The following is a 13,537-nucleotide window of genomic DNA, read 5'->3' as shown; positions in this document are numbered from 1 at the left end:
CGGCCGTATTCCCCTATATGGGGGCCGCGGCAGCGCCGGCATGAACCCGCGCGCGCGAACAAGCCCTTCCTGTCCAAACGATTGTTGATCAGCCCTCGATGACCTCTGCGAGCGAATTGCGATCCGGCAAGGGTGACCGCGACGAGAATTTTCCCGTCGCGTCCTGGATCATTCACCCGCGTCATCGCGCCCTGATCCTGGCCTATTACAATTTCGTCCGCACCGCCGACGACATCGCCGACCACGCGAGCCTGCCGGCCGAGGAGAAACTTCGTTATCTCGACCTGCTCGAGGCGGAACTGCTCGGCAAGGGCGATACCCAGGCCGAGGCCGTCGCGCTGAGGCGCGCGCTGGCCGATCGAGGCATGGCGCCGCGCCATGCGCTCGACGTGCTCATCGCCTTCCGCATGGACGTGAGCAAGCTGCGCTACGAGACCTGGGACGAGGTCATCCACTATTGCCGCTATTCGGCCATGCCGGTCGGCCGCTTCATGCTCGACGTTCATGGCGAGGCGACCTCGACCTGGGCCGCGTCGGATGCGCTGTGCGCGGGCCTGCAGATCAACAACCACCTCCAGGATTGCGGCAAGGATTTCCGCGAGCTCAATCGCGTCTATCTGCCGCGCGATGCGCTGGCAGCACACGGCGCCACGGTCGAGCAACTCGGGCTTGCACAATCGCCGCCGGCGATGCTGGCCTGCCTTCATGGCCTCGCCGTGCGCAACGAAGCATTGCTCAACGAGGGCAGGTCGCTGGCTGCGGAGATCCGGGATGCCCGCCTCGGGCTCGATGTCGCGGTGATCCAGGCCTACGCCGATCGTATCGTGCGCCTGTTGAAGGTACGCGATCCCCTGCGCGAGCGCGTGCATCTGAACAAGTTCGAACTGCTCATGTTCAGCCTCGCCGGCATGATCGGCGAAGTCGGCCGCCGCGCGATCGGCCGCAAGGCCCTCTCCAATCCGGGGGCTGCCCATGACGCTTGAGGCGACCGCGCCCGGCGCCGATTATGGCTCGTCCGCATCGAACAGTTCCTTCTACGCTGCGATGCGCATCCTGCCGCGCAACCAGCGCGAGGCGATGTTCCAGATCTACAGCTTCTGCCGCCAGGTCGACGACATCGCCGATTCCGACGGTCCGCGCGAGGTGCGGCTCGCCGCGCTTCAGCAATGGCGCAACGACATCGACGCGCTCTACCGGGGCAATCCGCCGCCGCGGCTGAAGGACTATGTCGCGTCGGTGAAGACCTTCGGGCTGAAGCGCGAGGATTTTCTCGCCATCGTCGACGGCATGGAGATGGACGTGCCGCAGGATATCCGCGCGCCCGACATGGCGACGCTCGACCTCTACTGCGATCGCGTCGCCAGCGCCGTGGGACGTTTGTCGGTGCGGGTATTCGGCCTGCCCGAGGATGACGGCATCCAACTCGCTCACCATCTCGGCCGCGCGCTCCAGCTCACCAATATCCTGCGCGACATCGACGAGGATGCGACGCTCGGCCGCCTCTATCTGCCGCGCGAGGCGTTGCTGCATGCCGGCATCACCTCAAACGATCCGAACCGCGTGATCGCCGAGCGCGCGCTGCCGAAAGTCTGCCTGCCGCTGACGCAGCGCGCGAAGGCGCATTTCGAGAAGTCGGACGAGATCATGAACCGCAACAGGCGCCGCGCGGTGCGCGCGCCGAGGATCATGTCGAAATACTACCATTCCATTCTGGACCTCCTGATCGCGCGCGGCTTCAACGCACCGCGCGAGCCGGTGCGTGTGTCGAAGGTCACGCGCTTCGCGATCCTGCTCCGTTACGCTGTCATCTGATGCAAAACACAGCTCACATCATTGGCGCCGGCATTTCCGGCCTCTCCGCCGCTGTGCGGCTCGGCAATGCCGGCTACAGGGTCGCCGTGCACGAGGCGACGCACCAGGCCGGCGGCCGCTGCCGCTCCTATTTCGACGGCGCCACCAATCTCATGATCGACAACGGCAATCATCTGCTGCTGTCGGGCAACAGCCACGCCCGGGCCTATGCGCGCGCGATCGGCACCGAGGCGGGCCTGGTCGGGCCTGACAGTGCGCAGTTTCCCTTCGTCGACGTCAAGACCGGACAGCGCTGGCAGATCGATCTCGGCAATGGCCGCTGGCCTGCCTGGGTGCTCGACGAGAGCCGCCGCGTCCCTGACACGGGTCTGACCGATTATCTCAAGCTGGCGCCGCTGATTTGGGCGTCGGAGCAGACGCCGGTCGGCAAGTCCATTCCTTGCGAAGGCACGCTCTATCATCGCCTGGTGCAGCCGCTGCTGCTCGCCGCGCTCAACGTCGATCCGCCCGAGGGCTCGGCCGGGCTTGCCGGCGCGATCGTGCGCGAGACGCTGCTCGCGGGCGGGCAGGCCTGCCGTCCGCTGATCGCGCGCGATGGCCTGAGCACCGTTTTGATCGAACCGGCCGTGAAATTCCTGACTGAGCGCGGGCACACCGTTCAGCTCGGTCATGAGCTGCGCTCCTTCGTCACCACCGACGGCAACGTCAGCGCGCTCAATTTCGGCGGCGAGGACGTGGTCCAGCTTGCCGCGGGCGATGTGATCGTGATGGCGGTGCCGCCCCGCGCGGCGACGAGCCTGCTGCCGGGCCTGACTGCGCCGACCGAATTCCGCGCCATCGTCAATGCGCATTTCCGCTTTGAGCCGCCGCCGGGTTCGGCACCGATCCTGGGCGTGATCGGCGGCGTGGTGGAATGGCTGTTCGCGTTCCCCAACCGGCTGTCGGTCACCATCAGCAATGGCGACCGTCTCGTCGATATGCCGCGCGAGGAACTCGCGCAGGCGATCTGGAATGACGTCTGCGCGGCGGGCGGCGTCTCCGGCGAGCTGCCCCCATGGCAGATCGTGCGGGAGCGCCGTGCCACATTTGCGGCAACGCCGGCGCAGAATGCCCTGCGTCCAGGGCCGGTCACCGCGCTGAAAAACCTGTTCCTTGCCGGCGATTGGACTGCTACGGGATTGCCTGCAACCATCGAGGGATCGGTCCGATCGGGTGATCGCGCTGCCGATCTGGTTCTGGCCGCAAAGCGGCCCTGACGGGCAATGTCCCGGTCATTTTCAATCGACGCCAGGAGCAATCGAGCGACATGGATTCCGTGAACGCGACCAGCCGCGAAGCTTTGGAATCGAGCATTGCGTCAGCCACGCAAGGCGTCCTCGCTTTCCAGCAACCCGACGGCCATTGGGTATTCGAGCTCGAGGCCGACTGCACCATTCCGGCCGAATATATCCTGCTGCGCCATTATCTCGCCGAGCCGGTCGACACCGCGCTCGAGGCCAAGATCGGCAATTATCTGCGCCGCGTTCAGGGTGCTCATGGCGGCTGGCCGCTGGTGCATGACGGCGAGTTCGACATGAGCGCCAGCGTGAAGGCTTATTTCGCGCTGAAGATGATCGGCGATTCCGTGGATGCCCCGCACATGGTGCGTGCGCGGCAGGCGATCCATGCGCGCGGCGGTGCCGTCAACAGCAACGTCTTCACCCGCTTCCTGCTCGCAACCTTCGGCGTCGTGACCTGGCGCGCGGTGCCGGTGCTGCCGATCGAGATCGTGCTGCTGCCGTTCTGGTCGCCGTTCCATCTCAACAAGATCTCTTATTGGGCGCGCACCACCATGGTGCCGCTGATGGTGATCGCCGCGCTGAAGCCGCGCGCGAAGAATCCCAAGGGCGTCGGCATCGACGAGTTGTTCCTGCAGGATCCGTGCTCGATCGGGATGACCGCCAAGGCGCCGCACCAGAGCATGGCCTGGTTCGTGCTGTTCCGCGCGCTCGACGGCATCCTGCGCGTGATCGAGCCGATGTTTCCGAAGCGCCTGCGTAAGCGCGCGATCGATGCCGCGCTTGCCTTTACCGAGGAGCGGCTCAACGGCGAGGACGGGATGGGTGCGATCTATCCGCCCATGGCCAACATCGTCATGATGTACGATGCGCTCGGCAAGGACGAGAACTTCCCGCCCCGCGCGATCACGCGCCGGGGCATCGACAAGCTGCTCGTCGTCAAGGGCGATGAGGCCTATTGCCAGCCCTGCGTCTCCCCGGTGTGGGACACGACGCTGACCGCGCATGCGCTGTTGGAGGCCGGCGGCGACAAGGCGTTGCCTGCCGCCAAGCAGGGCCTGGACTGGCTGATCCCGAAGCAGGAGCTCGAGGTGAAGGGCGACTGGGCGGTGAAGCGGCCCGACGTGCGTCCCGGCGGCTGGGCGTTCCAGTACAACAATGCGCATTATCCCGATCTCGACGACACCGCCGTGGTGGTGATGTCGATGGACCGCATGCGCCGCGAGCACGGCGTCGCCGGCTATGATGCCGCGATCGAGCGCGGCCGCGAGTGGATCGAGGGCATGCAGAGCGACGACGGCGGCTGGGCGGCCTTCGACGTCAACAACCTCGAATACTACCTCAACAACATCCCGTTCTCGGACCACGGCGCGTTGCTCGATCCCCCGACTGAGGACGTCACCGGGCGCTGCATCTCGATGCTGGCCCAACTCGGCAAGACCGAGAAGACCAGCAAGCAGGTCGCCGATGGCGTTGCCTATCTGCGCAAGACCCAGCACCCCGAGGGGTCCTGGTACGGCCGCTGGGGCATGAACTTCATCTATGGAACCTGGTCGGTGCTCTGTGCGCTGAACATGGCCGGAGTTCCCCACAGCGACCCGATGATGCGCAAGGCGGCCGGCTGGCTGGCCTCGATCCAGAACAAGGACGGGGGCTGGGGCGAGGACGCCGTCAGCTACCGGCTGGACTACCAGGGATGGGAGCCGGCCCCGTCGACCGCCTCGCAAACGGCATGGGCCTTGCTTGCCCTGATGGCTGCAGGCGAGGTTGATCACCCGGCCGTCGCCCGCGGGGTGGAGTACCTGATTGCAACACAGAACGAAAAAGGACTGTGGGATGAACAGCGTTACACCGCCACAGGCTTTCCCCGCGTGTTCTATCTGCGGTATCATGGTTACCCGAAGTTCTTCCCGCTGTGGGCGCTGGCGCGATATCGGAACTTGCGGAACACCAACAGCAGGGTGGTAGGGGTCGGGATGTGACGACGGGGACGGGGGACTATGTGACCGCGGGTCAAGCCATTGATCCGCGCCCGATATTGATTGTGACCGGACTGGTGCAGGAGGCCCGCATTGCTGCAGGGCCCGGCATGGCCGTCATTTGCTCGTCGAGCAGCCCGGCCCAGTTGCGGGCGCTGCTGACGGTGGTGGATCCTGATTCGATTCGCGGCGTGATCTCGTTCGGCGTGGCCGGCGGGCTCGACCCGAGCTTGCGCTCCGGCGACGTCGTGGTGGCGACTGAGGTGCTCTCGGGTGATGACCGCTGGGGCGCCGGCCTGTGGCTCAGCGACGACCTCATCGAGAAGCTGACATCCGGCCGCCGCCGCGTGGTGCGCGGCAGCCTCGCCGGTGCCGAGGAAGTGGTCACCGGTTCATCGTGCAAGGCGGCGCTGCATTCCGAGACCGGCGCCTTCGCCGTCGACATGGAAAGCCACATCGCGGCTGCCTACGCCGCCGAGGCCGGCCTGCCGTTTGCCGCGGTCCGCGTCATCAGCGACCCCGCCCACCGTGCGCTGCCGGCCATCGCCCGCGCAGCCATCAAGCCGAACGGCCAGATCGACCTTGCCGCCGTCCTGCGCGGCATCGTGCGCAATCCCGCGACGCTGCATGCCCTGGTCTCCACCGGCATCGACTTCAACCGCGCGCTGCGTTCCTTGCGCGGCTGCCGCGATTTTCTGATCGGGACGGAGCTCGTGGGCAGCGAGGCGCTCGCCGCTGAAGCGGCCTGAAGGGCGTCTTCGAGCTGAACAATACAAAAGGTCCGGTCGCGGTGCGATCGGGCCTTTTGTTTTGAGCTGCGCGATCGTCGTCATAGGCGGGCGGCATACGCACCATGTGGTCTGCGCAGTGCCGCCGGGCAGCTTGAATGTGAACCGATCCGCACTGTGCCCCCCGCTTTGATTGTTCCTCCGCCATGCGAGAACAGAACGATTGGAAAACGTTCGCGGCGGCGAGCAACCACGCTTCTACTGTGCATGGGGTTGTTTTTCACATCTCGCATAAGTGCGAGGAGGCGAGGGGCATCGCTTCGCGTATCGTTCCGTCCTGGCGGACCCTCGCGCCGAACAAAAGAAAAGGCCCGATCGCCATCGGCGACCGGGCCTTGTTCGTTTTCGCCGGCTGACGCCCTTACGCGGCCGTCGAAGCCTTCCGCGCGGCCTTCGCCGCGGCGGCTTCGGCCTCGTCCTTGCGGATCTCGGAGAGCTTCTTCTGGACCTGCTCCGAGAAGATGTACTGCGCCGGGCGCTGCTTCGACATGTCGATCTCCGGCGCCATCGGGCCAGTGGTCTTGATGCCGCGCAGCGACACCCACATAGCCTTGATCGGGTTGTTGAGGGCTGCGGTCGCTGCCGTCGGCTCGTAGCCGCAATGGGCCATACAGTCGGCGCACTTCTCGTACTTGCCGGTGCCGTAGGTCTCCCAGTCGGTGGTGTCCATCAGCTCCTTGAAGGTTTTGGCGTAGCCTTCACCGAGCAGGTAGCAGGGCTTCTGCCAGCCGAAGATGTTGCGCGCGGGCATGCCCCACGGCGTGCACTCGTATTCCTGGTTGCCGGCGAGGAAGTCGAGGAACAGGCCGGAGTGCATGAAATTCCACTTCTTGCCCTTGCCCAGCGCGAAGACGTCGCGAAACAGCTTCTTGGTCTTGGCGCGGTTGAGGAAGTGCTCCTGGTCCGGCGCGCGCTCATAGGCATAGCCGGGCGACATCGAGACACCGACGCCGAGCTCGACGGTGAGGTCGAGGAATTTCGCGATCTCCTCGGCCGGATGGCCGTCGAAGATGGTGGCGTTGACGTTGACGGTGAAGCCGCGGGCCTTCGCCGCCTTGATCGCGGAGACGGCGCGGTCGAACACGCCCTGCTGCGACACGGCCTTGTCGTGATGGTCCTTGAGGCCGTCGAGATGGACGGAGAAGAACAGGTATGGCGAGGGCTCGAACAGGTCGAGCTTCTTCTCGAGCAGCAGCGCGTTGGTGCAGAGCGACACGAACTTCTTGCGCGCGACGAGGCCGCGCACGATCTCGCCGATCTCCTTGTGGATCAGCGGCTCGCCGCCGGGAATCGCCACCATCGGGGCGCCGCCACTCGTCGGCCGCGTCCCAGCACTCCTGGGCGGTCATGCGGCGGTTGAGGATCGCATCCGGATAATCGATCTTGCCGCAGCCGACGCAGGCGAGGTTGCAGCGGAACAAGGGTTCCAGCATCAGCACGAGCGGATAGCGTTTGCGGCCAAGCAGTTTCTGCTTGAGCAAATAGCCGCCGATACGCATTTCCTTGAAGAAGGGGATTGCCATTACACGTTTCTTTCTGGGCTTCAAATTCGGGTAGGTCAGCTTGCAGCCAGTTCGGCCGGAAGCCGGAATTCGATGTTTTCCTCGCGGCCGGGGAGCACCGAAACCGTCACCGGTCCGATCCGCCGCAGCGCTTCGATCACGTCATCAACCAGCACCTCGGGCGCCGAGGCGCCGGCCGTGAGGCCGACCGACCTGGCACCATTCAACCACTCGGGATTGAGCTCGCTTCCATCGGCGATCAGATAACTCGCGACACCGGCCTCAGTGCCGATCTCGCGGAGCCGGTTCGAGTTCGAGCTGTTGGCGGCGCCCACCACCAAGATCACGTCAACCAGCTTGCTCAAGTCCCTTACCGCAGATTGGCGGTTCTGTGTCGCATAGCAGATATCCCGGATGTCCGGGCCTTGAATATCTGTAAATCTGGCCTGGAGGGCGCCGATAATATCCCTGGTGTCGTCGACCGACAGGGTGGTCTGGGTGATGTAGGCCACTGGCGTATCCGCCGGCAGCGCCAGGGCCCGGGCCTCGTCGACGCTCTGGACCAGCAGAACGGGCCCGGGAACCTGGCCCATCGTGCCCTCGACCTCGGGGTGGCCGGCATGGCCGATCAGGATCAGGGTACGGCCCTTGGTGATGTAGCGCTTCCCCTGATTGTGAACTTTCGTGACCAGCGGGCAGGTGGCATTGAGCACCGGAAGGTCGCGCGCGGCGGCCTCTTCCTCGACACTGCGGGCGACGCCGTGAGCACTGAATACCGTCACGGCCTTCGGCGGAACCTCGGACAGCTCCTCGACGAAGATCGCGCCCTTGTTCTTCAGGCTCTCGACGACGTATTTGTTGTGCACGATCTCGTGGCGCACATAGACCGGCGGGCCGTATTTCTCCAGCGCGCGCTCCACGATCTCGATGGCGCGCACCACGCCCGCGCAAAAGCCTCGCGGCTGCGCCAGATAAACTTCCATTGGACGTCCATCACGCAAATTGCACCAATCCGCTCAATTGTCCCGGGGCACTCTGATAGGGCGCGTGCTGCAATATCCGCACCAATGTTTCGCGACCTCGGCAGGTGGCCCACCCGTGGGTTCCGATGCATGCAGGCGCAGCACTTTGTGTCAAAAAATCGGCAATAAGGGAAGTGTGGGTGACCCGCAGGTTCGGGCGGGACCGGGCGCGGGTATTATAATGCGGTCGTCCGGGTGAGCAAGTCGGCGATGACTGTGCTCACCCCTTCGTCACTTTACCGCCTCAACTCGGCGGCTATACCGCTGTCCCCCATGCTTTTTGCCATGGTCCTTCGCCGTCTGCCTCGAACCTTGTTCGTGCGAGAACGACCCAAACGGCAATAGGTTTCGCCTGGGAACTCCGCTAAAGAGCGGGCGTTTCCGGCAAGCTGTTAACCGCAGAAAGAAAAGAAGTGCTGCAAAGCGTAGTCGTTGCCATCGTCAGGGCCTGTACCCGGTTTGCCTCTCTCGTCGTCGTTCTCGGGCTCCTGCTGGCGGTGGGGGCGGGCTATTACACGTCCCGGCACTTCGCCATCAATACCGACATTAATTCCCTGATCTCGCAGAAACTCGACTGGCGTCAGCGCGACCAGCAGTTCGACCGTGCCTTCGACCGCGATGCGACGATCCTGGCGGTCGTTGAAGGCGCGACGCCGGAGCTGACGACGGCGGCGGCGGACGCGCTGTATGCCAGGCTGAAGGACGACAAGGCCAATTTCGTCGCCATTCAGCAACTCGGCACCGGCGAGTTCTTCGAGAAGAACGGCCTGCTGTTTCTTCCGACCGAAGAAGTCGGCAAGATCACCGGCCAGTTCGAATCCGCGGCGCCCCTGATCGAGATCATGGCCGGCGATCCGTCGATCCGCGGCCTGACCGGTGCGCTGGAGACCGGGCTCGCCGGCGTCAAGCGTGGTCAGGTCAAGCTCGATAGCACCGAGCGGCCGTTCAACCTGATCTCGCAGACGGTCGAGACCGTGCTCAACAAGGGCAACGCGACCTTCTCCTGGCGTGAACTCGTCAGCGACCAGCCGCTGCAGGATTCGGACAAGCGGGCCTTCATCGAATTCAAGCCGATCCTTGACTACAACGCGCTTGAGCCCGGCAAGGACGCCACTGACGCGATCCGCAAGGCGGCGGCGGATCTCGATTTCGCGACCAAGTACCACGCGCGTGTGCGGCTGACCGGTCCAGTTCCGATTGCCAACGAGGAATACGCGACCGTCCAGGAGGGCGCCGTCGTCAACGGCATCGGCACCGTTGTGGTCGTGCTGTTCATCCTGTGGCTGGCGCTGCATTCAGCGAAGATCATCTTCGCCGTATTCGTCAATCTCTTCGTCGGCCTGGCGGTCACCACTGCCGTCGGCCTGATGATGGTCGGCTCACTCAATCTGCTGTCGATCGCGTTCGCGGTGCTGTTCGTCGGCCTCGGCGTCGATTTCGGCATCCAATACAGCGTCCGCTACCGCTCGGAGCGTTACAAGGTCAATGATCTCGGCAAGGCGCTGGTGCTTGCCGCCAGACGCTCCGCAATCCCGCTGTCGCTCGCCGCGATGGCCACCGCGGCCGGCTTCCTCTGCTTCATCCCGACCGACTACAAGGGCATCGCCGAGCTCGGGCAAATCGCCGGCGTCGGCATGCTGGTGGCGTTCATCTCCTCAATCACCGTCCTGCCGGCAATGCTGAAGCTGCTGAACCCGCCCGGCGAAAAGGAGCCGGTCGGCTACGCATTCCTCGCGCCGCTCGATCACTTCCTGGAGAAGCACCGCGTGCTGGTCGTTGGTGGCACGCTGCTGCTCGCGGTCGCCGGCCTGCCACTGCTCTACTTCATGAAGTTCGACTTCAACCCGATGAACCTGCGCAACCCGAACGCCGAGTCGATCGCGACCTTCCTCGACCTGCGCAAGGATCCCAACACCGGCGCCAATGCGGTCAACGTGATGACCACGTCTGAAGAGCAGGCCAAGCAGGTCGAAGCGAAGCTCGAGAAGGTGCCGGAGGTGCTGCGGGTGATGTCGCTCGACAGTTTCGTGCCGGAGGACCAGCAGCCGAAGCTGAAGCTGATCGCGCAGGGCGCCAAGATCCTGAACCCCGCGCTCAATCCGGATCAGATCGACGCGGCGCCGTCGGATCAGGAGAACGTCGATTCACTGAAATCCTCGGTCGACAATCTGCGCCGCACGGCAGGTGACGCAAAGGGCCCTGGCGCGGTCGCCTCGCGCCGCCTAGCGGACGCGCTCGAAAAGCTCGCCAATGCCGACGAATCGACCCGCAACAAGGCGCAGGACGTGTTCGTGACGCCGATGAAGATCGTGTTCGACCAGCTCAGGAAGGCGATGCAGGCCGAGCCTGTCACCCTGAAGTCACTGCCGCCCGATCTCGTCAGCGCCTGGAAGAGCAAGGATGGCATCATCCGCGTCGAAGCTCAGCCGAAGGGCGATCCCAACGACAACGACACGCTGCGCAAGTTCGCGGCGGCCGTGCTCGAGGCGGAGCCGACAGCGATCGGCGGACCGGTCTCCATCCTGAAATCCGGTGACACCGTAGTGCGAGCGTTCATCCATGCCGGCATCTACGCGCTGCTGGTGATCAGCCTCCTGCTGTGGATCACCCTGCGCCGCCTGGTCGACGTTGCGATGACGCTGGTGCCGTTGCTGGTTGCAGGCGCGGTCACGCTCGAGATCTGCGTGCTGATCGGCCTGCCGCTCAACTTCGCCAACATCGTCGCGTTTCCGCTGCTGCTCGGCGTCGGTGTCGCGTTCAAGATCTATTATGTCGTGGCGTGGCGGTCCGGCAGGACAAACCTGCTTCAGACCAGCCTGACGCGCGCGATCTTTTTCAGCGCACTGACGACGGCGACCGCATTCGGCAGCCTGTGGCTGTCGAGCCATCCGGGCACGTCCAGCATGGGCAAGCTGCTCGCACTCTCGCTGGTGACGACGCTTGCCGCAGTGCTGCTGTTTCAGCCGGCCCTAATGGGCAAACCCCGCAATCTCAGGGAGTAGGCAGATGTCGCCGACGGGATCGGGGGCACCTTTCTGACCGGGCTTGGCCGCGGCGGCACTCTTTGGAGCCGCTGTCATCGGTGCAGGTGCTGCGGCGCCCGACGCGGCCTTCGGCGCCGCCCCCGTGGTTTTTGGCCCGCCCTTTGCCATGGCGTTGGCGGGGCTCGAGGGAATCGGGGGACCGACGCGGGTCCAGGTCTCGCCGCCGCACAGGAAGCCCAGCACGCAGCCCTTGATCTCGAGCTGGTCAGCGCCGACAGGCGTGATGGTCGCACTATACATCTGGCCATCCTTGGCGTTGTAGACCTGACCTTCCCACTGCTCGGCGCCGCCCACTTTCTTCATGTTGATCAGGGTCGCCATGCCTAGCGTAGGCCTGTTCTTTTTTGAGACATCCGGATTGTTCTCGTCGCGGCCGCCGGGTTTCTTTTCCCAGGAAACGGCGCCCCACATGCTGCCATTGCATTGGGCGACTCGGATATTGGCGACGCCGTCCGCGACCCGCCAGTCGCCGGTAGGATCGGCCGCGAGCGCTGGTGTCAGGCCGGTGTAACCGCCTGCCAGTATTAGTCCGGTGTAAATAGCCAAACGCATGAGTGTTCCTCGGCAGTGCAACATGGTCTAAAGCTGTGCTTGCGAAGATGGTCCGAAAAAGGGCAAAAGGCCGCACAGAGCGTTTTCCGTTCGCTGACCGTTTTCAGTTGACGAAGCGGCCCTCAACCGAAGTATGTAGCGGATGAACAGTCCAAATCCAGACATGTCCCAGTTGTTCGCGGACCGTCAGGCCCAGCGCAACACCCTGCATAATAGGTACCTGAACGAGCAGTTCGTCCGGGTTCTCAAGACCATCGGCTACGATGTCGGGTTCCAGAAAGGGCAGGGGCAGTACCTCTACGATCGCGAGGGCGCGCGCTATCTCGACCTGCTGTCCGGTTTTGGCGTGTTCGCGATCGGGCGCAATCATCCGGTGATGCGGGACGCGTTGAAAAGCGTGCTCGACGCTGATCTGCCCAATCTCGTCCAGTTCGATGTTTCGGTGCTCGCCGGCGTCCTCGCCGAGCGGCTCCTGAAGTATGTTCCCTATCTCGACAAGGCGTTCTTCGCCAATTCCGGCGCGGAATGCGTCGAGGCCGCGATCAAGTTCGCCCGCGGCGCCACCGGCCGCCCGGGCATCGTCTATTGCGCCCACGGCTACCATGGCCTGACCTACGGCGCGCTGTCGCTGACAGGGGATTCGAACTTCCGCACCGGCTTCGAGCCGCTGCTGCCGGGTTGCACCCCGGTTCCGTTCAACGATCTCGCCGCGCTCGAGAAGGCGCTGGCCTCGCGCGAGGTCGCGGCCTTCGTCGTCGAGCCGATCCAGGGCAAGGGCGTCAACATGCCCTCCGACGAGTTCCTGCCGGGCGCGGCCGCGCTTTGCAAGAAATACGGCACGCTGTTCGTCGCCGACGAGATCCAGACGGGCATGGGCCGCACCGGACGCTTCCTCGCGGTCGAGCATTGGAACGTCGAACCCGACATGGTGCTGCTGTCGAAGTCGCTCTCGGGCGGCCACGTGCCTGTTGGCGCCGTGCTGACGCGCAAGAGCATCTTCGACAAGATATTCAACCAGATGGACCGCGCGGTGGTGCACGGTTCGACCTTCTCCAAGAACGATCTCGCGATGGCCGCGGGCATTGCCACGCTCGATGTGATGGAATCGGAGAAGCTGATCGAGTCCGCCGCCAAGCGCGGCGCCGAACTTCGCCTGGCACTCACGCGTATGGTGCCCGGCTATGAGCTGCTGAAGGAAGTCCGCGGCAAGGGCCTGATGATCGGCATCGAGTTCGGGCCGCCGAAATCGCTGCGGCTGCGGGCCTCCTGGAACGTGCTGGAAGCCGCCAACAAGGGCCTGTTCTGCCAGCTCATCACCGTGCCGCTGTTCAAGGATCACAAGATCCTGACGCAGGTCGCCGGCCACGGCAGCCACACCATCAAGCTGCTGCCGCCGCTCACCATCACGGAAGAAGACTGCAGCTGGATCGAGCGCGCCTTCGACGACGTCATCGCGGGCAGCCACAAGGTTCCCGGTGCGATCTGGTCGCTCGGCAAGACGCTGGTGGACAACGCGGTGCGGCGGTCGGCTTGATCTCTTGCCGCGGCATCGGCAACGACG

9 protein-coding genes and 1 pseudogene are annotated in these 13,537 nt (G+C 64.5%); 7 read left to right on the top strand and 3 right to left on the bottom strand.

Annotated features, from left to right (window positions below):
- Positions 1 to 98 precede the first annotated feature (98 nt).
- From hpnC to ACVWZ4_RS00320, 5 genes are read left to right on the top strand one after another with little or no spacing between them, the layout of a single operon-like run.
- Positions 99 to 983 carry a squalene synthase HpnC gene (hpnC, locus tag ACVWZ4_RS00340; RefSeq protein ID WP_456702553.1) on the top strand — a complete coding sequence of 295 codons (885 nt, stop codon included), beginning with the start codon at positions 99 to 101 and terminating at the stop codon, positions 981 to 983.
- Positions 973 to 1,812, top strand: a complete 840-nt coding sequence (gene hpnD / locus ACVWZ4_RS00335; protein ID WP_456702554.1) for a presqualene diphosphate synthase HpnD — start codon at positions 973 to 975, stop codon at positions 1,810 to 1,812. Before hpnC ends, hpnD begins: the two co-directional genes overlap by 11 nt.
- Positions 1,812 to 3,068 carry a hydroxysqualene dehydroxylase HpnE gene (gene hpnE / locus ACVWZ4_RS00330; protein WP_456702555.1) on the top strand — a complete coding sequence of 419 codons (1,257 nt, stop codon included), beginning with the start codon at positions 1,812 to 1,814 and terminating at the stop codon, positions 3,066 to 3,068. The genes hpnD and hpnE overlap by 1 nt, the downstream gene beginning before the upstream one ends.
- Before the next feature lie 50 nt (positions 3,069 to 3,118).
- Positions 3,119 to 5,071, top strand: coding sequence for a squalene--hopene cyclase (shc, locus tag ACVWZ4_RS00325; protein WP_456739604.1), 1,953 nt, complete (start codon positions 3,119 to 3,121; stop codon positions 5,069 to 5,071).
- Positions 5,068 to 5,817, top strand: a complete 750-nt coding sequence (locus ACVWZ4_RS00320) for a phosphorylase (protein ID WP_456734522.1) — start codon at positions 5,068 to 5,070, stop codon at positions 5,815 to 5,817. The genes shc and ACVWZ4_RS00320 overlap by 4 nt, the downstream gene beginning before the upstream one ends.
- A gap of 400 nt (positions 5,818 to 6,217) precedes the next feature.
- Here ACVWZ4_RS00320 and hpnH read toward each other — a convergent pair.
- A pseudogene (hpnH, locus tag ACVWZ4_RS00315) lies at positions 6,218 to 7,379 on the bottom strand (adenosyl-hopene transferase HpnH).
- A gap of 35 nt (positions 7,380 to 7,414) precedes the next feature.
- Positions 7,415 to 8,341: a 4-hydroxy-3-methylbut-2-enyl diphosphate reductase gene (gene ispH, locus ACVWZ4_RS00310; protein WP_456739603.1), complete on the bottom strand. Its 927-nt coding sequence runs from the start codon at positions 8,339 to 8,341 to the stop codon at positions 7,415 to 7,417.
- 452 nt (positions 8,342 to 8,793) lie between these two features.
- Here ispH and hpnN point away from each other — a divergent pair, with 452 nt between their 5' ends.
- The gene (gene hpnN / locus ACVWZ4_RS00305) at positions 8,794 to 11,382 is read left to right on the top strand and encodes a hopanoid transporter HpnN (protein WP_456702560.1); all 2,589 of its coding nucleotides are present in this window, start codon (positions 8,794 to 8,796) and stop codon (positions 11,380 to 11,382) included.
- On the opposite strand, the gene ACVWZ4_RS00300 is transcribed toward hpnN, so the two are convergent.
- Positions 11,350 to 11,976 carry a DUF2147 domain-containing protein gene (locus tag ACVWZ4_RS00300; protein WP_456702561.1) on the bottom strand — a complete coding sequence of 209 codons (627 nt, stop codon included), beginning with the start codon at positions 11,974 to 11,976 and terminating at the stop codon, positions 11,350 to 11,352. The genes hpnN and ACVWZ4_RS00300 overlap by 33 nt on opposite strands.
- Positions 11,977 to 12,118: 142 nt before the next feature.
- Here ACVWZ4_RS00300 and hpnO point away from each other — a divergent pair, with 142 nt between their 5' ends.
- The gene (hpnO, locus tag ACVWZ4_RS00295) at positions 12,119 to 13,510 is read left to right on the top strand and encodes an aminobacteriohopanetriol synthase HpnO (RefSeq protein WP_456702562.1); all 1,392 of its coding nucleotides are present in this window, start codon (positions 12,119 to 12,121) and stop codon (positions 13,508 to 13,510) included.
- Positions 13,511 to 13,537: the final 27 nt, after the last annotated feature.

It is taken from the genome of Bradyrhizobium sp. USDA 4472, from assembly GCF_054058595.1.
This window is presented reverse-complemented; position numbering and strand designations above follow the sequence as displayed.